Below are 21,476 nucleotides of genomic sequence, written 5' to 3'. Positions count from 1 at the left end.
GGAAGATCCGGCGGCCACGGCCGCAGCGGGACATCGCGAAGATGCGCCCCGCTCGAAAGGCATTACTTGACCACCTCCGCTGAACTCGGCATGCCCCCGTTCTCTCCCGAACTTCCCGCCGCGCCGCAGCAGGCCGGCACGATCACCCCCGACACTCCGGTCACCTTCGATGCGCTGGGGCTTCCCGCGCCGTTGGTCCGGGCCCTCGACCGGCAGGGCATCACCACCCCGTTCGAGATCCAACAGGCCACCGTTCCCGACGCGCTCGCCGGACGCGACGTGCTCGGCCGTGGGCAGACCGGCTCCGGCAAGACCCTCGCGTTCGGGCTGCCGCTGCTGGCCCGGATCGCCGCTGGCGAGCGGGCCCGGCCCCGGCATCCACGCGCGCTGGTCCTGGTGCCCACCCGGGAACTGGCCATGCAGGTCAACGACGCGCTGCTGCCGCTGGGCAAGGCCGTCGGAGTGTTCCTCAAGACCGCCGTCGGCGGAGTTCCGTACGACCGGCAGATCGATGCCCTCCGGCGCGGTGTCGAGGTGGTGGTGGCCACCCCGGGTCGGCTCGCCGACCTGATCGACCGGGGCGTCTGCCGACTCGACGACGTCGAGATCACCGTGCTCGACGAGGCCGACCAGATGGCCGACATGGGTTTCCTGCCCGAGGTCACCGACCTGCTGGCGAAGACGCCGGCGGACGCGCAACGACTGCTCTTCTCGGCCACTCTGGACGGCGACGTCGACGCGCTGGTACGGCGGTTCATGACCGACCCGGTCACCCACTCGACCGCACCGGCGACCGCAGCCGTGTCCACCATGGATCACCACCTGTTGCTGATTCCGCCGCAGGAGAAGTTCCCGGTGACCGCGTCGATCGCCGCACGGGCGGGCCGGACCATCGTGTTCGCCCGTACCCAGTTGGGAGTGGACCGGCTGGTCACGCAGCTCGCCGCCGTCGGCGTACGCGCCGGAGGGCTGCACGGGGGCAAGACCCAGCGGATGCGCACCCGCACGCTGGCGGAGTTCCGCGAGGGACGGACCAGCGTCCTGGTCGCCACGGACGTCGCGGCACGGGGCATCCACGTCGACGGCGTCTCCCTCGTGCTGCACGTCGACCCGCCGAAGGACCCGAAGGACTACCTGCACCGCGCTGGGCGTACCGCTCGGGCCGGTGAGGCCGGCGCGGTGGCCACCCTGGTGCTGCCGAAGCAGCGCCGCACCACCCTGGCGATGCTGGAAAAGGCCGGTGTGGAGCCGGCCCAGTCCCGGGTACGCGTCGGTGACCCGGTGCTGGCCGAGCTGACCGGGGCGCGGGAGCCGAGCGGGGTGCCGGTACGCGAGGAGCCCGAGGAGCCGCGCCGCCGCAGCAGCAGCCGGCCGGGCGGCCCTCGGCGCTTCGGTGACCGGCCCACCGGTGAACGCCGTTACGCCGACCATGGTCACCGGGGCGAACGCCGCTACGCGGACCAGGCGCCGAGTGACCGCCGCTACCACGACCAGCCGCGCGGCGAGCGCCGTTTCGGCAGTGATCGGGGCGGTCGGTCGGAGGGTTGGAGCACGCACGACCGGCCGCGCGAGGAACGGCGAGGGACGGGCGTGCGATCTCGGGCCCGCACCTAGAGCTGCCCGCTCGCGGTGGTCTTCGGCGCATACGCTGCCCGGCTCGGCCGGGTGGCGTAACGTCCGGCTCATGCCGACCACGCCGAAATCGCTGCTGTGGAACCGCACGGATACCGCCGGTGCCGAGCATGCCGTGGTCGACGACGGCCACGGCATGACGGCGCAGGGCACCCAGATCGCCGTCGACCCGGTTCCCTACACCTGTCGCTACCAGGTGACCACCGACACCGACTGGGCGAGCGTCCGCCTGGAGGTCGAGGTCGAGGGAGCCGGGTGGCGGCGCAGCGTACGACTGGAACGGGCGACGCAGCGATGGCGGGTGACCGCCGCCGAGCAGGGTGACCTGGACGCGATCCTCACCGCCGGTGGGCACGCCCCGGCCGGGCTGCCCGGCGTGGAGGACCAGGACCGGCTCGCTGACGCCCTGGACGTGGACCTGGGCGGCTCGCCGCTGTTCAACACCCTGCCGCTGCGCCGGCTCGGCCTGGGTAGCGCACCGGTCGACACCACGCACCGGATCAGCGTGGCCTGGGTGCTGCTGCCCAGCCTCACCGTGCTGCCCACCGAGCAGGTGTACACCGCGCTGGGCCCGAACCGCTTCCGGTACGCCAGCGACGGTTTCAGCGCCGAGGTCGAGGTGGACACCGACGGCTACGTCCTGCGTTACCCGGGCCTGGCCGAACGCGCCCGCTGACGGCCGGCTCATCCCCTGACGGCCGAACTCTGCGCCGACGCCGCCTGACCGGCGGGCGGCTCAGGCCGGCCAGGCGCCGTCGGCCAGGAAGCGGTCGACGATGGCCAGGTGCGGCGTCAGGTCGAGGCCCTGTCGTGCCACCCACTCGTCGTCGTAGTAGGTGTCGGCATACCGGTCGCCCGCGTCGCAGATCAGGGTGACCACCGAGCCCTCACGGCCGGCGGCCAGCAGTTCGGCGATCAGGCCGAAGGCACCCCACAGGTTGGTGCCGGTCGACCCGCCCACTCGTCGGCCCAGTACCGCCGAGGCGGCCCGCATGGCCGCCAGGGAGGCCGCGTCCGGCACCTGCACCATCCGGTCCACCACCGAGGGCAGGAACGACGCCTCGACGGTCGGACGGCCGATGCCCTCGATCCGGGAGCCCCGGCCGGTCCGCACCGACCAGTCGGCCGCCTGCCAGGCGGGGTAGAACGCGGAGTTCTCCGGATCGACGACGCAGAGCTTGGTGGGCAGTCGCTGGTAGCGGGCGTACCGGCCGATGGTGGCGCTGGTGCCACCGGTGCCCGCGCCGACCACGATCCAGGCCGGTATCGGATGCCGTTCCAGGGCGAGCTGCGCGTAGATCGACTCGGCGATGTTGTTGTTGCCGCGCCAGTCGGTGGCGCGCTCGGCGTAGGTGAACTGGTCCATGAAGTGCCCGCCTGAGTCCTCGGCGAGCCAGCGCGCCTCGATGACCACCTTCGCCGGGTCCTGGACGAGATGACACCGGCCGCCCTGGAACTCGATCTGGGCGATCTTCTCGGGCGAGGTGGAGGCGGGCATCACCGCGATGAAGGGCAACCCCAGCATCCGGGCGAAGTACGCCTCGGAGACCGCCGTGGAGCCCGACGACGCCTCGATGATCGTGGTGGCCGGCCCGATCCAGCCGTTGCAGAGCCCGTACAGGAAGAGAGAGCGGGCCAGCCGGTGCTTGAGGGATCCGGTCGGGTGGACCGACTCGTCCTTGAGGTAGAGATCGATTCCCCATTGCCGGGGCAGCGGGAACGGCAGCAGGTGGGTGTCGGCGGACCGGTTCGCGTCCGCCTCCACGGCGGCTATCGCCTCGGTCACCCACTGCCGGCTGACCTCGTCGCACCGGTCGAGTTGAGTCACGCCGGGAAACCTAGCAAGCCGACCTGCGGCGTCGGGGCTCAGGCCGTTGGCGGAGCGACCGGCTGCGGGCGGTTCTCCCACTTGGTCGACAAGGCGATGCCGGTACGGGTGGAGGCGACCCCGGGTGTCCGGTTCAGCCGTACGATCAGCTGCTCCAGCTCGGCGATGGTGCCCACCCGGGCCTTGAGCAGGAAGGACTCGACGCCGGCCATGAAGTAGCAGGATTCGATCTCGGGCATGACCCGGAACGCCTCCAGCACGTCGTCGGTGTCCGCCTCGGAGTCCTCCACGATGCCGATCAGGGCGGTCACCCCCAAGCCGATGGTTTCCGGCTCGACCTCTGCGCGGTACGCCCGGATGACGCCCCCGGACTCCAGCTTCCCGACCCTCTCGTGCACTGCCGGGGCAGACAGGCCGACCTGGCGGGCCAATTCGGCGTACGACAGGCGCGCGTTGCCGCGCAGCAGGTCAACGAGGTTGAGGTCGATGGCGTCCACGGACTGTAGACCCTAGTCGGCGCGGGGTGACACCCGGACTCCGGTATCCGTTTGATCCGGTGGCGGGTGACAGTTCGCAGACCCGGGGTTCCGAGGGCGCGACGCCGGTACCATTTACTAACTTCCCACTCAGTGCGTTTTTCGCGTTTGGCGGACACGCCAGGTCGCTGGTGCTGTAATTGCCATACGTCCCTCATGACGGCTCTGGGCTCGCACCGGCCGGGGGCAGTGTGTTCAGCCGGGGGCTTCGTCGACGCGAGGAGGGGGCTGTGGACACTGGAGATCGCCTGCTGACACCGGGTGAAGTCGCCGCATTGTTTCGGGTGGACCCGAAGACTGTGACGCGATGGGCGGCGGCGGGCCGGATCGGGAGCATCCGGACTCCAGGAGGGCATCGCCGGTTTCGGGAATCCGAGGTGCGAGCCCTGCTTGAAGGGGAGGGCATGCTGGACGAGGCAGACGAGATGGGTAGACCCCGTAACGCGGGTTCGCCTGCTTCGACTGGCCCTGCCGGTCCGGCAAACGCCGGAATGTACTGAAGTGCGGGTCGGGGCGCGGACCGGTCATCAGGTCCGGTCCGCGTTCAACTTCCCGGCCCACCGCTTGAACAGGGTGTGCGGCACGTCGAGGGCGTCGAGCACCTTGCCTGCCACGAAGTCCACCAGTTGGGCTGCGGAGGCGGCGGCACCCGCACCGTAGAAGCCGGGACTGGCGGGCAGCACCACCGCCCCGGCGTCGTGCAGCGCGATCAGGTGTTCCAGGTGGCTGCGGGTCACCGGTGTCTCGCGGGGTACCACGACCACCCGCCGCCGTTCCTTGAGGTTCACCTCGGCCGCCCGCTGCAACAGGTCCTTGGACAGGCCGATGGCGATCCCGGCACAGGCCGCGGTGCTGGCCGGCACCACCACCATTCCGCGTACCGGGTAGGAACCGCTGCTCGGTCCGGCGGCGAGGTCGCCGGCGGGCCAGTGCCGCAGGTCCGCCGAGGCGACGTCCCGGCCGAGCCAGCTGGCCAGATCCTCGGCCCAGTGGGCGTCCCGGAACGGCCGTCCGGTCTCGTCGAGGACGGTCAGCCGGGCGGCCCGGGAGACGATCAGATCCACCGGCTCCCCGGCGTCGAGCAACCCGCGTACGACTGCCGCCGCGTACGGAGTGCCGGAAGCTCCGGACACCCCGACCACCCATGGTTCCCGCATCCCCTCAGCCTGCCTGGTCGCCGGTCGCCCCGGTCGAGCACCCCGGAAAGCGTGTCCGAGGTGTCCATGATCGCCGCAGGCTGAGCCGTTACGCCCCCTGATGCCCGACGGGTCTGCGGGGGCCACCGGGAGCTGGCATGCTGCCGGAGACGGACGCGTGGGCAGACAGATGGGAAGTGTGATGAGCGACGAGATCATCTCGTCGTCGGCCCGCTGCGCCCACGACACCCTGTTGGCGCTGCGTGCCGCCTGTCCCGTTCCGTCGCAGTTCTCCCCGCATGCCGACGATGTGCAGGGGTGGCTGGCGTCGGAGCTGCCGTTGGACGCGCCGACACGCGAACGGCTGGGACGGGCCGGTTTCGCCCGCTACGCGGGTCGGCTCTATCCGGACGCCACCGAAGCCGACCTGCGCATGCTGACCGCGTTGTTCACCTGGTTCTTCCTGGTCGACGACGCCTGCGACCGCAATGCTCCGGAGGAGATTCGAGCGTTGCGCGACGGCGCGGTCGCGGTGCTGCGCGACGGCCCCCGGCTGCGGCACCCGGGTCTGGTCGGTCCACTGCGCCGGCTGCTGGTCAGCGCCTGGCGGGAGCCGCAGCGCCGGATGCCGGCCCACTGGCGGTTGCGTTTCGCCGACGCGGTCGCCCACCACCTCGACGGCAGCTGGCAGGAGGCGGTCAACAAGGCGACCGGGCACGCGCCCGGCGTCGAGGAGTACGTCGAGCTGCGTCGGGCCACCTCAGCGGCGTACGTGTCGTATCCGCTTGTGGAGTTCATCACTGGCCGACCGCTGCCCGACGCGGTGTACCACCACCCTCAGCTGGGTCAACTCCGCGCCGTCGGTAACGACCTGCTCTCCTGGTACAACGACATCGCCTCGCTGGACCGGGACGCGGCCATCTCCGGCGGGCACAACCTGGTGCTGGCGCTGGCCGCGGCGCACCACGTGCCGGTGTCCACCGCCATCGGCCTGGCGGCCGAGCGCTGGCACGAGTCGATGCGCCGTTTCGTCAGCCTGCGGGCCACGGCACCCTCGTTCGGTCCGGCGCTGGACCCTGCCGTCACCGCCCACCTGGACGGCGTGGCCCGGGCCGTTCGCGGCACCATCGACTGGACCATGGAGAGCGCCCGCTACGCCCTCGCGAAGGAAGGGCCCCTTCCTGCCGCCTCCGGCGTAGGAACGCCCCCTTTCTGACACCCGCGATCAGGCGCTCAGGCCGAGCCGGACGACCAGGTCGAGCAGGGCGAAGGCGAACAACGCGATCCCGACGAAACCGTTCGCGGTGAAGAACGCCCGGTTGACCCGGCTCAGGTCGGTCGGCGTGACCACCAGGTGCTGGTAGGCGAAGGCGACGGCGGTGAGTGCCAGCCCGATCCACCAGAGCCAACCGAAACCGACCAGCACGCCGAACCAGCCGAACAGCGCGAAGGTGACCACGTGCGCCACGGTGGAGGCGTGCAGCGCGAAGCGGCGACCGTACCGGGCCGGCACACTGCGCACGCCGATCTCGCGGTCCACCTCGTCGTCCTGGCAGGCGTAGATCAGGTCGAACCCGCCGATCCACAGCCCGACGGCCGCGCCGAGCAGCCAGGCCGGCCCGGAACCGGCGAAGGTGCCGGTGACCGCCAGCCAGGCCCCGACCGGGCCGACCAGCTGGGCGACGGCCAGGATGGCGTGCGGCCAGTTGGTGAACCGCTTGCCGTAGGGGTAGACCACCAGCGGCACCACGGCCAGCGGCGCGAGCACCAGGCAGAGCGGGTTGAGCAGGGCGGCGGCGGCCAGGAAGACCACCAGCGCGATGCCCGCGCCGGTCCAGGCCGTCCGCAGGCTCACCGCCCCGGTCACCAGTTCCCGGTTGGCGGTACGCGGGTTCCGCGCGTCGATCCGGCGGTCCAGGATCCGGTTCGCGGCCATCGCGAACGTCCGCGCCCCGACCATCGCCACGGTGATCAGCAGCAGGTCGAGCCAGCGCACCCGCCCGCCGTTCACCTGCATCGCGGTCAGCGCGGACAGGTACGCGAACGGCAGCGCGAACACCGAGTGCTCGATCGCCACGAGCTTGAGGAAGGACTTCACCCGCCCGGGGCGTTCGGCGGGCTGCACGGCGGTGGCGGCCATCAGATGCCGTACTCCTTCCACCGCTTGTCGACCAGCGAGACGACCTCGGGAGTCATGGTCATCTCCTCCGGCCAGCCCCGGTGGTAGCCCTCCTCGGGAAGCTTGCGGGTGGCGTCGATGCCAGCCTTGCCGCCCCAGAACTGCTGGTACGAGGAGTGGTCCAGGTGGTCCACCGGCCCCTCGGTGAGCAGCAGGTCCCGGGCGTAGTCGACGTTGCCGAACGCGCGGAAGGCGACCTCGCGGTAGTCGTGCACGTCGCAGTCCTCGTCCACGATCACGATCAGCTTGGTCAGCGACATCATGTGCGCGCCCCAGATCGCGTTCATCACCTTCTGGGCGTGCTTCGGGTAGCGCTTGCGGATCGACACGATCGCGCAGTTGTGGAACACCCCCGCCGCCGGCAGGTCGTAGTCGACGATGTCCGGGATCAGGAACCGCAGCAGCGGCGCGAAGATCCGCTCGGTGGCCTTGCCGAGACCGTGGTCCTCCTGCGGCGGCTTCGAGGTGACGATCGAGTGGTAGACCGGGTCACGCTGCATGGTCATCGCCTCGACGTGCAGCACCGGGAACGGCTCGACCGGGGTGTAGAAGCCGGTGTGATCACCGAACGGACCCTCCGGCAGCCGCTCACCCGGCTCCAGGTAGCCCTCCAGCACGATCTGCGCGTGCGCCGGCACCTGCAACGGCACGGTGAGGCAGTCGACCATCTCCACCCGCTCGCCGCGTAGGAAGCCGGCGAACAGGTACTCGTCGATGTCAGCGGGCAGTGGCGCGCTCGACGCGTAGCTGACCACCGGGTCGCAGCCGATGGCGATGGCGACCGGCAACCGCTGGCCGAGTCGCTCGGCGACGGCGTGGTGCGCGGTGGAGTTCTTGTGGATCTGCCAGTGCATGCCGAGGGTGTTGTGGCTGTGCTGCTGGAGCCGGTAGAGGCCCAGGTTCCGCTTGCCGGTCTCCGGGTGCTTGGTGTGGGTCAGCCCGAAGTTGTGGAAGATCCCGCCGTCGCCCGGCCACACCTGGAGCCCCGGCAGCCGGTTGAGGTCGACATCGTCACCCCGGTAGACCACCTGCTGACAGGGCGCCGTCTTGACCTTCTTCGGCGGCATCGACTTGAGCTGCATGACCTTGCCGAGGCCGCCCATCATGCCGGCGAAGCCCACCGGCAGCTCCGGCTTGAGCATCTCGCCGATCCGGTTGCCGATCTCGTCCAGCGACTCGACGCCGAGCGCCATCGCGGTGCGCTTCTCGGTGCCGAAGAGGTTGATCGCCACCGGCATCTCGCCCCGGGTGGGCTGCTCGAACAGCAGCGCCGGCCCATCGGCCCGTACCGTCCGGGTGACGATCTCGCTGATCTCCAGCGTCGGGTCGACCGGGACGCCCACGCGCCGCAGTTCGCCCTCGCGCTCCAGCGCCGCGAGAAAGTCCTTCAGATCGGTGTACGGAAAGCCACGAGCCGCCATGCCCGCAAGTCTGTCCTACTCCCTCCGGTCCTGCCCACGCCGGGTGGCCGTACACCCTGTGGCACGCCCCACCTCGCCCGGCGCCGCGCCATGCCCGCGTGCCTGGCACCGCTTGTCGCCGGCACCGGAGGTGGTGGTTGTCGCCTGTCGAGCTGAGAGCGCGAGCGGATCGCTGCGGGACATCGCGATTCGGCGAATCCTGCGATGCTTGCTTCGCCCAGCCGGGGACAGACCACCCAGCCGGCCCTGCGTGCCGCAGCCGGACCGCCGTGCCCATCGTGGCCGTGTTCTTGCGAAGGAGTCACAGATGGATCAGGACCGGACGGATGTCTCCCGCTTCGCGCAGCCGGGTCGGCTGTCCTCCGCCGGGTCGTACGCATCGCTGCTCGACGCGGTGCCGTCGGATCCGGCGGGGATCGCCCGGACGATCCAGGGGTTGCTGATCCACGAGCACGTCGCCGGGGAGTACGGGGTGACGTTGACCGACGCCGACCGGCAGACCGTGCACCTGCGGCGCGCCGACGAAATCCTCGCCCGGATCGCGGACACCCCGGACGATCAGCCGCTGACCGTCCCGCGTGTTCCCGAGCAGCGAGTGGCCGGCAACTGTCGGCACTACTCCCTGCTGATGGTCACCGCGCTGCGGGCCCGGGGCGTACCGGCTCGTGCCCGGTGCGGGTTCGGCGACTACTTCGTCGACAACTGGTACGAGGACCACTGGGTGGCGGAGTACCGGAGCACCGAGCAGGGTCGTTGGATCATGGTCGACGCCCAGCTCGACGCACGCCACCACGAACTCCTCGACCTCGACTTCGACATCACCGACGTGCCGCGGGACCGGTTCCTGGTCGCCGGAGAGGCGTGGGCCCGCTGCCGCGCCGGGGAGGCCGACCCGGACACCTTCGGGCTACGCGGGATCGACGAAAGTGGCTGGTGGTGGATCGCGGGCAACCTGATGCGCGACGCCGCCGCGCTGCACGGGGTGGAGTTGCTGCCGTGGGACGCCTGGGGCGTGATGCCCGGCCCTTTCGAGAAGATCGACGATGAGCGGATGGCCCTCTTCGACGAGCTGGCCCGCCTCACCCGCGAGCCCGACCAGCACGCCGACGAGCTGCGCCTGCTGTACGCGGACAAACGCCTACGCGTCCCCGCCGTCGTCACGAACGGGCTGCGCGCCCGCGACGAACCGATCTGAGCCGCACAGGTCGGAGTCGCGCCGATCCGAACCAGCGGTCCAAGCCGCGCCGAAGGTTCGCGCGGCATCGACGACCACGCCGTCCGGCTGGGTGACCGGCCCGCAGATGCCGATGCCGGGCGGTCCAGCGTGGCGGCCGGTCAGGGTCGGCGGGTCGCCTCCACAAACGCTCGCCAGGCCGCCGGGCCGAAGGTCAGCACCGCGCCATCGCGGTCCTTGCTGTCCCGGACCGCGACCAGGCCGGGCAGGTTGTCGGCCACCTCGACGCAGTTGCCGCCGTTGGTGCTGCTCCGGGTGCTGGTGCGCCACCGGGCGTCGGTCAGCTCCGCCATGACTCCGCCACCTCCGTCAACAACTCGATCGACTGCCGGGGTGGCAGCGCCTCGCCCTGGATCGCCTCCCAGGAGGCCCGGATCGCCAGCACGTCCTCGGTGTGGTCGATCACCTGGCCCTTGAGCTGATCGTCCAGATAGGCCACATCCTCCCCACCGGGAAGGGTAGCCAGCACGAAGGCCCCGGCGACACCCGGATACGCGCCGACCGAGGCGGGCACCACGTGCAGCCGTACCCGGGAATGCTCGGTGGCCAGCTTGATTAGCCGCCACAGTTGCTCGCGCATCACCACCGGCCCGCCCACCGGGCGGCGCAGCACATGCTCGTCGAGGACCGTGACGAGCTGCGGCGGTTGCTCGCCGGCGAGCACCGCCTGCCGGGCCAACCGCGCCTCCACCCGCCGCTCCACCTCCGCCTCGTCGTAGAGCCCGACGCTGCGGAACAGCGCGCGGGCGTACGCCGAGGTTTGCAGCAGACCCGGCACCACTGTGTTCTCGAACGACCGCAACACGGTGGCCTGCCGCTCGTTCGCCTCCCACTCCCGCATCCACTGCGGCGAACCGAACCGGGCCAGCATCCGGACGAACGCGCCGCCGGTGTCCAGCGCCGCGTCCGCCCGCTCCCAGAAGTCGGGCGGCGGCTTGCGCGCCTCGGTCTCCACCATGGCCACTGTCGACGGCGAATAGTTGATCGCGCGGGCCAGGTCCTCCTGCGTCACCTTGCGCGCCGCCCGCATGTGTCGCAGCTCCTCGATCAGCACTCGCGACCGCTCGTCCATCCACACCACTCCTCACCAGTCGGATCCGCGTTTCTCACCGCCCTCACCGGGGGACAGACCAGGCACACAGGGCGATCGGATGCCTTCCGAGAGTAGTCGGCGGCGCACCAGACTGTCCCCATCGGAACCGCCCGGATCCGATCCGAAAGGACGGGCGCAACCGACGCGGGGCCGTCCGGCACGTCGGCGACGGACGGCCCCGCCGCCAGCCGACCGGCAGACAGGAGTACGCAGATGACGTCGCAGTTCCACGTCGCGCTCCGGCCGCTCTGGCTGTGTCGGGCCTGCGCCGCACCGTGGCCCTGCGCCACCGCCCGGCTGGCCCTGCTCGCCGAGTACCGGGACAGTCACGTGGCCCTGTCGATCTACCTCGCCGGGCTGCTGTACGACGCGGTCGAGGATCTGTACCGCCTCAACCCCCACGACGCGCCGAAGCCCGCCGCACTGCACGACCGTTTCCTCGGCTGGGCCGCCCCGCGAACCCACCGCTGACGGTCAACGCCAGGACATCGAGTAAATCTTGGACAATTCCCGTAAGCGAAGAACAGAAAATGTCCAAGATCTCGACATACTTGGGGAAATCTCACCGGCGGTGGACCGGGACGACGGGCGACGACAGCATTGAGGCATGTCGGACGCGTACGTCGTCGGCCAGCCGGACGGGCTGTCGCCGCTACAGGTCGAGCTGCGTGACGCCATCGCCCGTGAGTTGCACGCCCAGCTCGCACTGCGGTCTGAGCGGATCGAGCTGGCCGACGTGCCGGAGACCGCCTATCAGGTCACCCTGCGCGTCAGCGAGACGCTGCGGCGGCATCGGCCGGTGTCGGCCCGACATTCAAGCTGAGGTCGACCCGTCGGTGTCCATCAACGGTCACCGCGGTAGCGCCGCAACGGCGTCCTGCAATACGTCTGGCGGTCAGAGGCCGCCGTAGGAGTGCAGGCCCTCGAAGAAGATGTTCACGCCGAAGAGGTTCATCATCACGGTCAGGAAGCCGAAGATGGCCAGCCAGGCGGTCACGTTCCGCTTCACGCTCGGGGTGGCGCGGGCGTGCAGGTAGCCGGCGTACACCACCCAGGAGATGAAGGCCCAGGTCTCCTTCGGGTCCCAGCCCCACGGGCGACCCCAGGCCGCCTCGGCCCAGATCGCCCCGGCGATCACCGCGAAGGTGAAGATCGGGAACGAGAAGGCGTGCAGCACGAAGGTGAGCCGTTCCAGCCCGGCCGCCGCCGGCAGCCGCTTCGCCAGGGTGTACGGGAAGCTGCGCTTGCCGTCCTCGTACCCGGCCCGCATCAGGTACGCCGCCGCCGGCACCGCGCCCAGCAGGAACAGGCCCGAGGCGAAGACGATGGTCGACACGTGCACGATGAACCAGTACGAGTTGAGTGCCGGCACCAGCGGCACGATGGGGGTGTAGAGCACCAGCTCGGCGGTAGCCACCAGCAGCACCATCACCAGCGTCAGGAAGAGCCCGAGGCGACGCAGGAACGGCCACTTCACCAGCACCGTCAGCCAGGCGGCGACCCCGATGAACGAGACCGTGAGCACGAACTCGTACATGTTGCCCCACGGCATCCGGTCGGCGGCGAGACCGCGGGTGACCAGCGCCGCCAGGTGCAGCGCGGCGGCCACGGCGGTCAGCCCGACGGCGATCCGGCCGCCCAGCTCCGCCCGCCACGCGGTGCGTTCGGCCCGGCCCGGTGCCCCCGCGCCCGACTCGGCACCACCGACCGTGCCACCTGCCGCCAACGCACCGGCGGTGGCCACGTCACCTGCGGCGTCGCGGGCGTCCGCGACCGTGCCGGACGCCGCAGCGCCACCCACCGCCGCGCCGACCAGCTCGCGGGACGGGGCCGCGACCGCCCTGGCGCGCGAGTTGCCGAGGGCGTACTCGACGGCGTGGCTGATCATCGCCAGCAGGTACACCAGCGTGGCGATCGACACCAGTTGATCGGAGAGTGCGGACATCACTCGGCTCCTTCCCGCGACCGGGCCGGCGCGCCCTGGTCGGTGTCGGCGACGTCGGGTCGCCCACCGCCGCCGATCACGGCGACCAGTTGGGCGAACTCGGCGGCGAAGCCGGGATGTTCGGTACGCGGCAGACCAGCCACCTCGACCAAACTACTACCGCCCGTCGGAGATCCACTGTCGGGGTCGCCCGGACCGGCCGGCAGCAGCCGGACGAACACCCGCCGACGCCGGACGAAGAGCGAACCCATCAACCCCAGCACCAGGCCGATGGAGCTGACCAGTAGCAGCATCATGCCCGGGTCGTGACGTACCGCCAGCACGATGTACCGTTCCGTGCCCCTGAACTCGACAGTGGTGCCGTCGTCGAGCGTCCAGCTCTCGCCGATCCGTAGCTGCTTCACACCGATCTCGGTGAGCCGGCCGTTGCGTAGCTGACGCTGGTCGAGCTGGTAGATCGAACCGGGGATACCGGCGTCGAGCCCCAGATTCCCCCGGTACGCGATCAGCTCAAGCAGCGGATTCTGCTCGGTCGGGTGCTCGGAGCGGACGAACGGCGGCTCCTGCGGTGCGGTCGGCAGGTAGAGCCCGGAGAAGGCCATCTGGAGATCCTGGTTCCGCTCGCCGGTCTCCGGGTCGACGTTGGCGTCGGGAAAGGCAGCCAGCCCTTCGCCGGTGAGCCCGATGTCGCCGGTGGTGAGGAACGGCACCGCGCTGGTCTGGCTCCGGCCGAAGCGGTCGGTGTATCGGATCACCGGGGCATAGCCATGCCCGAGCAGATGGACGTTCGCGCCGTCGAGACGCAGGGGCGAGTTGACCGAGAACTCCGCCGGGCGCGGCGGACCACCGTCCTCGTCCACGGTCACCTTCGCGTTGAACGAGGATGCCTGGCCGTTCGGCAGGAAGCGGGCGTCGAACTCGTTCAGTTGCATGCAGAACCGGGGCAGGTCGTCACCGACGCGCGGACCGAGCTTCACCTCGGCGTACTGCTGACGGGTGTTGCAGAAGACACCGTCCGGGCCGGCGACGAGCAGGCGGTTGCCCTGCCAGCCGTACCAGGAGCCGAGCGCGACGCCGACCAGCACCAGCACCATCGAGGTGTGGAAGATCAGGTTACCGGTCTCCTTGAGGTAGCCCTTCTCGGCGGAGACCTCGTCGCCGCGTACCGCCACCCGCCACCGCCGTCGCCGCAGCGCCTCGGCCACCGCCGCCGCGCCGCCCTCGGGCGCGGGCACCACCGCGTGCTGCGGCAGCCGCGCCAACCGCTTCGGCACGGCCGGCGGACGCGCCCGCAACGCCCGGACGTGGTCGCGCAGCCGGGGCGTGATGCACCCGATCAGTGAGGTGAACAGCAGCAGGTAGATCGCGGAGAACCAGACCGAGCTGAACGCGTCGAAGGCACCGATCCGGTCCAGCACCGGGGCGAGGTCCGGGTTCGCGGTGTAGAAGTCGCGGACGTCCTCCGGATTGACCCCGCGTTGCGGCAGCACCGACCCGGGGATCGCGGCGACCGCGAGCAGGAAGAGCAGCACCAGCGCGGTACGCATGCTGGTGAGCTGCCGCCATGAGTTGCGCAGCAGGGCGAGCAGCGGGTTGCCGCGTCGTCGGGGTGCCTCGGCCGGGGTGGCCGGCCGGTCGTCCACGGCGGTCATCAGATGCCCACCTCGAAGTTGCCCACCCCGACGGTGGTCTGCAACCAGATCACGACGTTGGTCCAGCCACCGGTGACCAGCGCCAGCCCGATCAGGATCAGCAGTGCTCCGCCGATCCGGGTGACCCAGCGGCTGTGTCGACGCACCGTGCGGAACACCCCGAGCAACCGGTTGAAGCCCAACCCGAAGACGACGAACGGAAGACCCAACCCGAGGCAGTACGCCACGGCCAGCACCACCGCCCGGTCGGTCTGGCCACTGGTGGTGGCCATGCCGAGTACCGCGGCCAGCGTGGGCCCGGTGCAGGGAACCCAGCTCAGGGCGAACACCGCACCGAGCACGGGCGCGCCGAGCAGGCCGGCGGCGGGCAGCCGGTTGATCCGAAATTCGCGCTGGAACCCGGGCAGCACGCCGAGGTAGCCCAGGCCGAGCAGGACGATGAGCCCACCGACGATCATCTCCAACGTCCGTTCGTGGTCGAAGAAGACCCGACCGAACCCGCTGAACAGGACCGCGGTGGCGGTGAACACGACGGTGAAGCCGGCGATGAACAGCAGCGTCCCAGCCAGCACCCGACCCTTCACCGCCGGAGCGACGCGGGTGTCCGGCCGCACCGCCGTACCGACGCCGACACCGCCGCCGCCCGCCTGCTCGCCACCGCCGCCGGAGGTGTTGGGAAGGGCCCCCTGCTCTACCGGAGGCGTCAGCAGGGGACCGTTCTTGGCATTCCGGCCTTCGAGGTCGGCGCCAGCGAGGCCGGTGACGTACGACAGGTAGCCGGGCATCAGCGGCAGCACGCAGGGCGACAGGAAGCTGACCAGACCGGCCAGGGCCGCCGCGCCCACCGCCAGCAGCAACGGGCCGGACTCGGCGAGTTGGCCGAACGTGCCGCCCATCAGCGCTGACCGACCGGCGCGGGTGCCTCAGCGGCGATTCGCTCCACGATGGGTTGCAGCCCCTCCTGCCGCACCGCTGCCCTGATCACGGTGGCGATCCGGCCCTCCCGGTCCAGCACGACGGTGGCCGGGATGGTGTTCGGCGGGATGTCCATGTCGAGGGCGAGCCGGCTGCCCGGGTCGAAGATGCTCGGGTAGCTGACCCGGCCCTCCTCGAAGGCGATCGCCTTGTCCCGGTTGTCCTGCACGTTGATGCCGAGGAAGACCACCCCGGAGTCCTTCGTCGCCTGGTACGTGTTCTCCAGGTCGTCGGCCTCCGCGCGGCACGGCGCACACCAGGAGCCCCAGAAGTTGACCACGACGACCTGGCCTCGCTGGCCAGCCACGTCGTAGGACCCGCCGGTCAGCAGCTCACCGGAGATCTTCGGGGCGGCGGAGCGTTGCTCCGGAGCGCACTCGACGATGCCGCCGGCGCTGTCGCAGGCGGACTCCCGACCGTCGGCGGTGCAGCCGATGAGCAGCGCCGCGGTGGTCGCGGTGGCGAGCAGGCCGGCGGCCAACCTCCGGACGCCCATCTCAGGCCCCCTTGGCCGTCCGTGCGGTCGGCGACATGGCCACCAGGTGCGCGGCCGGTTCGGAGTAGCCGATGCCGACGATCTTGGCACCATCGAAGTGGAAGGTGGTGAGCGAGGCCAGCGCGCACTGCCGGCGGCGCGGGTCGTGCCACAGCCGCTTCCGCTCGACGTAGCGACGCAGCGTCCAGATCGGCAACTGGTGCGAGACCAGGACGGCCTCCCTGCCCTCGGCGGCGATCCGAGCGGCGTGCAGCGCGGCGAACATCCGCTCGGCGATGGCCCGATACGCCTCACCCCAGGACGGGGTGACCGGGTCACGCAGCACCCACCAGTTACGCGGGTCACGGAAGGAGCCGTCGCCGGGCGAGACCTTCTTGCCCTCGAACCAGTTGGCGCTCTCGATGAGCCGCTCGTCCACCCCCACGGGCAGTCGGAACTGAGCGGCGATGGGTTCGGCGGTCTGCTGAGCGCGTTCCAGCGGGCTGGCCACGACGTGCACGACCTCGCGGTCGGCGAGCCCCTGCGCGGCGGCCTTGGCCATCTGGACACCCAGTTCGCTGAGGCGGAAACCGGGCAGCCGGCCGTACAGGATGCCGTCCGGGTTGTGCACCTCGCCGTGCCGCAGCACGTGGACCACCGTCTTGCTCACCGCTGTGCCCCCTTTGTTCGCGACTGCGGGGCTCGCAAAACCGGCTCACTCCTCGCGCTCACCGCTACCCCCCGTGGCTTGCCGCTGCCGCCGCGTTGGCCGCTGCGGGCAGCGCGCTGGCGACCTGTTCCAAGGCGGCGTCGTTAATCGCCGCCGAGACGAACCAGGACTCGAACGCGCTCGGCGGCAGGTAGACGCCGGCAGCGAGCATCGCGTGGAAGAACGCCTTGAACGCCGGCACCTGCTGGGTGCGGGCGCTGTCGTAGTCGACCACGTCGGCGTCGGTGAAGAAGATCGAAAACATGTTGCCGGCGTACGAGAGCCGATGCGGGACCCCGGCGGCGGCCAACGCCTCGGTGACGAGCCGGCCCACCGTGGCGGCGGTGTCGTCCAGCCTGCGGTACAGCGCGTCGTCGGCGAGCCGCAGCGTGGTCAGCCCGGCCGCGCAGGCGAGTGGATTCCCGGAGAGGGTGCCGGCCTGGTAGACCGGGCCGGCGGGCGCCAGGCGCGACATGATCTCCGCACGCCCGCCGAACGCCGCGGCGGGCAGGCCACCACCCATGACCTTGCCGTACGTCCACAGGTCCGCCTCGACCGGGTCGAGGCCGTGCCAGCCGGAGCGGGAGACCCGGAACCCGGTCATCACCTCGTCGACGATGAGCAGTGCGCCGTGTGCGTGGGCGATCCGGGCCAGCTGTTGGTTGAACCCGTCGTGGGGGGCGACCACGCCCATGTTGCCGGGGGCGGCTTCGGTGATCACCGCGGCGATGTGCTGGCCCTCGGCGGCGAACGCCTCCTCCACGGCGGCGACGTCGTTGTACGGCAGCACGATGGTCTCGCTGGCCGCCGCGCCGGTGACTCCCGGTGAATCGGGCAGGCCGAGAGTGGCCACGCCGGAGCCGGCGGCGGCGAGCAGCGCGTCCACGTGCCCGTGGTAGCAGCCGGCGAACTTGATGATTTTCGAACGGCCGGTGTAGCCACGGGCCAGGCGGATCGCCGACATGGTCGCCTCGGTGCCCGAGTTGACCAGCCGGACCTGCTCGACCGGGGTACGCGCGACGATCTCGTCGGCCAGTTCGACCTCGCCGGGGGTGGGCGTGCCGAAGCTGGTGCCCTGCGCGGCGGCGGCCTGCACGGCTGCGACCACCTCGGGGTGGGCGTGCCCGAGGATCAGCGGCCCCCAGGAGCAGACCAGGTCGACGTAGCGACGATCGTCCGCGTCGTGGAGCCAGGGCCCCTCACCCCGAACCATGAAGCGTGGTGTGCCGCCGACCGCCCGGAAGGCGCGCACAGGGGAATTCACCCCGCCCGGCACGATGGCGCAGGCGCGGTCGAACAGGGCCGCTGAGGCCGGCGCGTCGACCGGGTAACGGTCGGATCCGGCGATAAACACCTCGGTCACGATGCCGCCATTGTGTCAGCGTCCGGCGGTGGATCGGCAGGCACCCCGGGCCAGGGTTACCCGGCTCACCCCCGGCAAGCTGCATGGGGACGGCATGCCTCGACGGGCCGGGCGACCGAGATCGCGATAGGCTGACCCGGTGGATCGTGCCGAACTGTCGATCACCGTACACCGGACGGGCGACGAAGCCGTGCTACGTCTCGCCGGTGAGATCGACATGCAAACGGCCGCCCAACTATCGACCGTTGTCAATGAAGTCCTCGCCGAGCCCCCGCCCCGGATCGTCCTGGATCTCGGTGGCGTGACGTTCTGCGACTCGCAGGGGCTGGGCACCCTGGTCGTCCTCAGTCGCAAGGCCAGCCATGCGCAGAGTTTGCTGCTCCTGACCAATGTCGGCGAGTTCCTGCTGCGCGTGCTGGACATCACCGGCCTGCGCAGCGCCCTGATGATCCGCAACGACGCCACCACCACCTGACCCGGCTCAGTCGGGGGCGGTACCCCAGCGGGCCTGTTCGAGGAGGGCTACGGCGCGGGTCTGTGCCTCCGGGTCGTCGCCGCGTAGCAGCGTCGTGGCCTCGTCGACCGCCTCGGTCAACAGCCGCCACTGGGCGTCGCGCTCGCGCACCATCTCCGACTGCGCCGCCAACTGGCGGGTCTTGGTCCACAACTCGACGAAGACGGAGACCTTTGCCCTCAGCACCCACGGGTCGAACGGCTTGGTGAGGTAGTCCACCGCACCGGCCGCGTAGCCACGCAGGGCCAGTTGGGCGTCCCGGTCGGCGGCAGTCAGGAAGATGATCGGAACGTGTCGGGTGCGCTCCCGCCGCTTGATGTGGCTGGCCGTCTCGAAGCCGTCCATGTCCGGCATCTGGGCGTCCAGCAGGATCACCGCGAAGTCGTCCACCAGCAACTGCTTCAGTGCCGCCTCACCGCTCTCCACGGCGACCGACTGCAACGGCAACCCCTGAAGGATCGCCTCCAGGGCCATCAGGTTCTCCCGGCGATCATCGACCAGCAGCGCCTTCGCCACCTGCGTCACGAGCCCTCCTCGGTACGGCTGCCACTGATCCAGCTACCCATCAGCTCGATCAACTGGTCCAGGTCGACCGGCTTGGTGATGTAGTCGCTGGCCCCGGCCACGATCGCCGATTCCCGGTCACCCGGCATCGCCTTCGCGGTCAGGAACACGATCGGCAGGTCGGCGAACCGGTGGTTGCGCCTGATCTGTCGAGTCGTCTCGTATCCGTCCTGGTCGGGCATCATGGCATCCATCAGGACGATATCGACTTCCGGGTGTTCAGCCAACAGGCGGACCCCGTCGGCGCCGTTGTCGGCGTACAGCACGGTCATGCCGTGCAGCTCAAGCGCGCTGGTCAGCGCGAAGACGTTACGCACGTCGTCATCGACGATCAGCACGGTGGCGCCGTCCAACTGGCGGGTCTTCGGCGCCTCGGGCGCCTCCGGCAGCAACTCCATCGGCGGCATCAGCAGCGACGAGGGCAGGCCCGCCCGCTGTGGCGACGGTGGCGCGGGGGCCACCACCGCGTCCGGTGCCAGCACGTCGGGCAGATACAGCGTGAACGTCGAACCCTGCCCAGGAGACGCGGCGACGGTGATCGTGCCGCCGATCAACCGGGCCAGATCGCGGCTGATCGACAAGCCCAGACCGGTACCGCCGTACCGGCGGCTGGTGGTGCCGTCCGCCTGCTGGAACGCCTCGAAGATCAGCGACAGCTTGTCGTCGGAGATGCCGATGCCGGTGTCGATCACCGTGAAGGCGATCACCTGCCGGGCGTTGAGCAGCGCCGGCACGTCGAACACGGCGTGCTCCGGTGCCTGGGAGATGCGCAGGGTCACCGCGCCGTTGTCGGTGAACTTGACCGCGTTGGACAGCAGGTTGCGCAGGATCTGCTGAAGCCGCTGCGCATCGGTCACCACGACCGGCGGCAGGTCCTTGCTGATGCGTACCTGGAAGTCCAGGCCCTTCTCCTCGGCCTGCGGGGCGAACGCCTGCTCCACGTAACTGCAGATCTCGGCGAACCGGACCTCGGTCGGCTCGACGTCCATCCGACCGGCCTCGATCTTGGACAGGTCCAGGATGTCGTCGATCAGGCGCAACAGGTCCGACCCGGAGCCGTGGATCGTACGGGCGAACTCGATCTGCTTCGGCGTGAGGTTCTGCTCCGAGTTCTCCATGAGCAGCCGGGCCAGCAGCAGCAGCGAGTTCAGTGGCGTACGCAGTTCGTGGCTCATGTTCGCCAGGAACTCCGACTTGTACGCCGAAGCCCGGGTGAGCTGCTGCGCCTTGTCCTCCAGACCGAGCCGGGCCAGTTCGATCTCGCGGTTCTGGATCTCGATGTTCGCCTTCTGCTCCGACAGCAGTTTGGCCTTGTCCTCCAGTTCGGCGTTGGTCCGCTGCAACTCCGCCGACTGCTCCTGCAACTCGTGCGCCAACCGCTGCGACTGGGCGAGCAGTTCCTCCGTACGCCGGTTGGCCTGGATGGTGTTGACCGCGATGCCGATGGTGGAGACGAGCCGTTCCAGGAACGACAGGTGCAGCTCGGAGAAGGGCGTCACGGTGGCGAACTCGATCACGCCGAGCATCTCGCCCTCGAAGAGGACCGGCAGTACGACCAGATCCGCCGGTGGCGTGTCGGCCAGCCCGGAACGCAACGTGATCCGCCCGTCCGGCACGGCTCCGACCCGGATGGTGCGCCGGGAGAGTGCGGCCTGACCGACCAGCCCCTCGCCCGGCCCGAAGGTCACGTCGTGGCCTCGGGAGACATAGCCGTACGAGGCGGTCAACCGCAGCCGCATCACCCCCTCGGAGTTGTCCGCCAGGAAGAAGGCCCCCAGCTGCGCGTCGACCAGCGGAGTCACCTCCTGCATGATCATCCGGCAGACCTCGCCGAGGTCGCGCTGGCCCTGCAGGAGGCCGCCGATACGGGCGAGGTTGGAGTCGAGCCACCCCTGCTCGGCGTTCTTGTGGGTCGTCTCCCGCAGGGTGACGATCATCTGGTTGATGTTGTCCTTCAGCTCGGCGACCTCGCCCTGCGCCTTCACCGCGATCCGCTGGGTGAGGTCGCCCCGGGTCACCGAGGTCGAGACCCGGGCGATCGCCCGGAGCTGGGTGGTCAGCGTCGAGGCGAGCTGGTTGACGTTCTCGGTGAGATCCCGCCAGGTGCCGGAGACGCCCTTGACCTGCGCCTGGCCACCCAGCTTGCCTTCGGTGCCCACCTCGCGGGCCACCCGGGTCACCTCGTCGGCGAACGACGAGAGCTGATCCACCATCGTGTTG

At 70.3% G+C, this 21,476-nt stretch carries 23 protein-coding genes; 8 read left to right on the top strand and 15 right to left on the bottom strand.

The window, feature by feature from the left end; translation table 11 throughout:
- Window positions 1-90: 90 nt before the first annotated feature.
- Window positions 91-1,614, top strand: coding sequence for a DEAD/DEAH box helicase (locus Vlu01_RS19855; protein ID WP_204001777.1), 1,524 nt, complete (start codon window positions 91-93; stop codon window positions 1,612-1,614).
- Window positions 1,615-1,684: 70 nt separating this feature from the next.
- Window positions 1,685-2,308, top strand: coding sequence for a putative glycolipid-binding domain-containing protein (locus Vlu01_RS19850; RefSeq protein ID WP_204001752.1), 624 nt, complete (start codon window positions 1,685-1,687; stop codon window positions 2,306-2,308).
- Between the two features lie 60 nt (window positions 2,309-2,368).
- On the opposite strand, the gene cds1 is transcribed toward Vlu01_RS19850, so the two are convergent.
- Together cds1 and Vlu01_RS19840 are read right to left on the bottom strand one after the other, a co-directional pair.
- Window positions 2,369-3,460, bottom strand: a complete 1,092-nt coding sequence (cds1, locus tag Vlu01_RS19845) for an L-cysteine desulfhydrase Cds1 (protein WP_204001751.1) — start codon at window positions 3,458-3,460, stop codon at window positions 2,369-2,371.
- Between the two features lie 38 nt (window positions 3,461-3,498).
- Window positions 3,499-3,957 carry an Lrp/AsnC family transcriptional regulator gene (locus tag Vlu01_RS19840; RefSeq protein WP_204001750.1) on the bottom strand — a complete coding sequence of 153 codons (459 nt, stop codon included), beginning with the start codon at window positions 3,955-3,957 and terminating at the stop codon, window positions 3,499-3,501.
- A gap of 269 nt (window positions 3,958-4,226) precedes the next feature.
- Here Vlu01_RS19840 and Vlu01_RS19835 point away from each other — a divergent pair, with 269 nt between their 5' ends.
- A complete protein-coding gene (locus tag Vlu01_RS19835) occupies window positions 4,227-4,496 on the top strand; it encodes a BldC family transcriptional regulator (RefSeq protein WP_204001749.1) in 270 nt (89 codons plus the stop codon).
- A gap of 27 nt (window positions 4,497-4,523) precedes the next feature.
- On the opposite strand, the gene Vlu01_RS19830 is transcribed toward Vlu01_RS19835, so the two are convergent.
- On the bottom strand, window positions 4,524-5,153 hold the full coding sequence (locus Vlu01_RS19830; protein ID WP_204001747.1) for a UbiX family flavin prenyltransferase: 630 nt from the start codon (window positions 5,151-5,153) through the stop codon (window positions 4,524-4,526).
- Window positions 5,154-5,334: 181 nt separating this feature from the next.
- On the opposite strand from Vlu01_RS19830, the gene Vlu01_RS19825 reads away from it, so the two are divergent.
- Entirely contained in the window at window positions 5,335-6,348 is a 1,014-nt protein-coding gene (locus Vlu01_RS19825) for a terpene synthase family protein (protein WP_204001745.1), read from the top strand.
- A 9-nt stretch (window positions 6,349-6,357) separates the two neighbouring features.
- On the opposite strand, the gene mqnP is transcribed toward Vlu01_RS19825, so the two are convergent.
- A complete protein-coding gene (mqnP, locus tag Vlu01_RS19820; protein ID WP_204001742.1) occupies window positions 6,358-7,272 on the bottom strand; it encodes a menaquinone biosynthesis prenyltransferase MqnP in 915 nt (304 codons plus the stop codon).
- The gene (locus Vlu01_RS19815) at window positions 7,272-8,732 is read right to left on the bottom strand and encodes a menaquinone biosynthesis decarboxylase (protein ID WP_204001741.1); all 1,461 of its coding nucleotides are present in this window, start codon (window positions 8,730-8,732) and stop codon (window positions 7,272-7,274) included. Before Vlu01_RS19815 ends, mqnP begins: the two co-directional genes overlap by 1 nt.
- A 307-nt stretch (window positions 8,733-9,039) precedes the next feature.
- Between Vlu01_RS19815 and Vlu01_RS19810 the strand changes: the two genes are divergently transcribed.
- On the top strand, window positions 9,040-9,927 hold the full coding sequence (locus Vlu01_RS19810; RefSeq protein WP_204001740.1) for a transglutaminase-like domain-containing protein: 888 nt from the start codon (window positions 9,040-9,042) through the stop codon (window positions 9,925-9,927).
- Between the two features lie 140 nt (window positions 9,928-10,067).
- Here the strand turns inward: Vlu01_RS19810 and Vlu01_RS19805 are convergent, their stop codons facing one another.
- Complete coding sequence (locus tag Vlu01_RS19805) at window positions 10,068-10,259, bottom strand: DUF397 domain-containing protein (protein WP_204001739.1); 192 nt, start codon at window positions 10,257-10,259, stop codon at window positions 10,068-10,070.
- Window positions 10,247-11,038, bottom strand: a complete 792-nt coding sequence (locus Vlu01_RS19800; RefSeq protein ID WP_204001738.1) for a helix-turn-helix domain-containing protein — start codon at window positions 11,036-11,038, stop codon at window positions 10,247-10,249. Before Vlu01_RS19800 ends, Vlu01_RS19805 begins: the two co-directional genes overlap by 13 nt.
- Window positions 11,039-11,272: 234 nt before the next feature.
- Between Vlu01_RS19800 and Vlu01_RS19795 the strand changes: the two genes are divergently transcribed.
- The gene (locus Vlu01_RS19795; protein ID WP_204001737.1) at window positions 11,273-11,530 is read left to right on the top strand and encodes a hypothetical protein; all 258 of its coding nucleotides are present in this window, start codon (window positions 11,273-11,275) and stop codon (window positions 11,528-11,530) included.
- A 136-nt stretch (window positions 11,531-11,666) separates the two neighbouring features.
- Complete coding sequence (locus Vlu01_RS19790; protein ID WP_204001736.1) at window positions 11,667-11,882, top strand: hypothetical protein; 216 nt, start codon at window positions 11,667-11,669, stop codon at window positions 11,880-11,882.
- Window positions 11,883-11,954: 72 nt separating this feature from the next.
- On the opposite strand, the gene ccsB is transcribed toward Vlu01_RS19790, so the two are convergent.
- From ccsB to hemL, 6 genes are all read right to left on the bottom strand, one after another.
- Entirely contained in the window at window positions 11,955-13,004 is a 1,050-nt protein-coding gene (gene ccsB / locus Vlu01_RS19785; RefSeq protein WP_204001734.1) for a c-type cytochrome biogenesis protein CcsB, read from the bottom strand.
- Window positions 13,004-14,656 (bottom strand): cytochrome c biogenesis protein ResB, encoded by a 1,653-nt coding sequence (locus Vlu01_RS19780; RefSeq protein WP_204001732.1) that lies wholly within the window; start codon window positions 14,654-14,656, stop codon window positions 13,004-13,006. Before Vlu01_RS19780 ends, ccsB begins: the two co-directional genes overlap by 1 nt.
- Window positions 14,656-15,552 (bottom strand): cytochrome c biogenesis CcdA family protein, encoded by an 897-nt coding sequence (locus tag Vlu01_RS19775; protein ID WP_204001730.1) that lies wholly within the window; start codon window positions 15,550-15,552, stop codon window positions 14,656-14,658. The genes Vlu01_RS19780 and Vlu01_RS19775 overlap by 1 nt, the downstream gene beginning before the upstream one ends.
- Window positions 15,552-16,127 carry a TlpA family protein disulfide reductase gene (locus tag Vlu01_RS19770; protein WP_204001728.1) on the bottom strand — a complete coding sequence of 192 codons (576 nt, stop codon included), beginning with the start codon at window positions 16,125-16,127 and terminating at the stop codon, window positions 15,552-15,554. Before Vlu01_RS19770 ends, Vlu01_RS19775 begins: the two co-directional genes overlap by 1 nt.
- A gap of 1 nt (window position 16,128) precedes the next feature.
- Window positions 16,129-16,776, bottom strand: coding sequence for a histidine phosphatase family protein (locus Vlu01_RS19765; protein WP_204001727.1), 648 nt, complete (start codon window positions 16,774-16,776; stop codon window positions 16,129-16,131).
- 64 nt (window positions 16,777-16,840) lie between these two features.
- The gene (gene hemL, locus Vlu01_RS19760; protein WP_204001726.1) at window positions 16,841-18,178 is read right to left on the bottom strand and encodes a glutamate-1-semialdehyde 2,1-aminomutase; all 1,338 of its coding nucleotides are present in this window, start codon (window positions 18,176-18,178) and stop codon (window positions 16,841-16,843) included.
- A 139-nt stretch (window positions 18,179-18,317) separates the two neighbouring features.
- Between hemL and Vlu01_RS19755 the strand changes: the two genes are divergently transcribed.
- Window positions 18,318-18,653 carry an STAS domain-containing protein gene (locus tag Vlu01_RS19755; RefSeq protein ID WP_204001725.1) on the top strand — a complete coding sequence of 112 codons (336 nt, stop codon included), beginning with the start codon at window positions 18,318-18,320 and terminating at the stop codon, window positions 18,651-18,653.
- A gap of 6 nt (window positions 18,654-18,659) precedes the next feature.
- Here Vlu01_RS19755 and Vlu01_RS19750 read toward each other — a convergent pair whose 3' ends face one another.
- Both Vlu01_RS19750 and Vlu01_RS19745 read right to left on the bottom strand, forming a co-directional pair.
- A complete protein-coding gene (locus Vlu01_RS19750) occupies window positions 18,660-19,217 on the bottom strand; it encodes a response regulator (RefSeq protein ID WP_204001724.1) in 558 nt (185 codons plus the stop codon).
- On the bottom strand, window positions 19,214-21,476 hold a 2,263-nt coding region (locus tag Vlu01_RS19745; RefSeq protein ID WP_204001722.1), incomplete at its 5' end, for a hybrid sensor histidine kinase/response regulator. The genes Vlu01_RS19750 and Vlu01_RS19745, both read right to left, overlap by 4 nt.

This window comes from Micromonospora lutea (genome assembly GCF_016863535.1).
Taxonomy (GTDB): Bacteria; Actinomycetota; Actinomycetes; order Mycobacteriales; family Micromonosporaceae; genus Micromonospora; species Micromonospora lutea.
The sequence above is the reverse complement of the archived record's forward strand: the minus strand, read 5'-3'. Positions and strand labels throughout refer to the sequence as shown.

Excerpts from the sequence above, each read along its gene's own strand:
- Vlu01_RS19830 (WP_204001747.1), bottom strand. The coding sequence starts at position 5,153 with ATGCGGGAACCATGGGTGGTCGGGGTGTCCGGAGCTTCCGGCACTCCG.
- Vlu01_RS19855 (WP_204001777.1), top strand. The coding sequence starts at position 91 with ATGCCCCCGTTCTCTCCCGAACTTCCCGCCGCGCCGCAGCAGGCCGGC.
- Vlu01_RS19825 (WP_204001745.1), top strand. The coding sequence starts at position 5,335 with ATGAGCGACGAGATCATCTCGTCGTCGGCCCGCTGCGCCCACGACACC.
- Vlu01_RS19850 (WP_204001752.1), top strand. The coding sequence starts at position 1,685 with ATGCCGACCACGCCGAAATCGCTGCTGTGGAACCGCACGGATACCGCC.
- Vlu01_RS19815 (WP_204001741.1), bottom strand. The coding sequence starts at position 8,732 with ATGGCGGCTCGTGGCTTTCCGTACACCGATCTGAAGGACTTTCTCGCG.
- Vlu01_RS19775 (WP_204001730.1), bottom strand. The coding sequence starts at position 15,552 with ATGGGCGGCACGTTCGGCCAACTCGCCGAGTCCGGCCCGTTGCTGCTG.
- Vlu01_RS19795 (WP_204001737.1), top strand. The coding sequence starts at position 11,273 with ATGACGTCGCAGTTCCACGTCGCGCTCCGGCCGCTCTGGCTGTGTCGG.
- mqnP (WP_204001742.1), bottom strand. The coding sequence starts at position 7,272 with ATGGCCGCCACCGCCGTGCAGCCCGCCGAACGCCCCGGGCGGGTGAAG.
- Vlu01_RS19780 (WP_204001732.1), bottom strand. The coding sequence starts at position 14,656 with ATGACCGCCGTGGACGACCGGCCGGCCACCCCGGCCGAGGCACCCCGA.
- Vlu01_RS19800 (WP_204001738.1), bottom strand. The coding sequence starts at position 11,038 with ATGGACGAGCGGTCGCGAGTGCTGATCGAGGAGCTGCGACACATGCGG.
- Vlu01_RS19805 (WP_204001739.1), bottom strand. The coding sequence starts at position 10,259 with ATGGCGGAGCTGACCGACGCCCGGTGGCGCACCAGCACCCGGAGCAGC.
- Vlu01_RS19790 (WP_204001736.1), top strand. The coding sequence starts at position 11,667 with ATGTCGGACGCGTACGTCGTCGGCCAGCCGGACGGGCTGTCGCCGCTA.
- Vlu01_RS19770 (WP_204001728.1), bottom strand. The coding sequence starts at position 16,127 with ATGGGCGTCCGGAGGTTGGCCGCCGGCCTGCTCGCCACCGCGACCACC.
- Vlu01_RS19810 (WP_204001740.1), top strand. The coding sequence starts at position 9,040 with ATGGATCAGGACCGGACGGATGTCTCCCGCTTCGCGCAGCCGGGTCGG.
- ccsB (WP_204001734.1), bottom strand. The coding sequence starts at position 13,004 with ATGTCCGCACTCTCCGATCAACTGGTGTCGATCGCCACGCTGGTGTAC.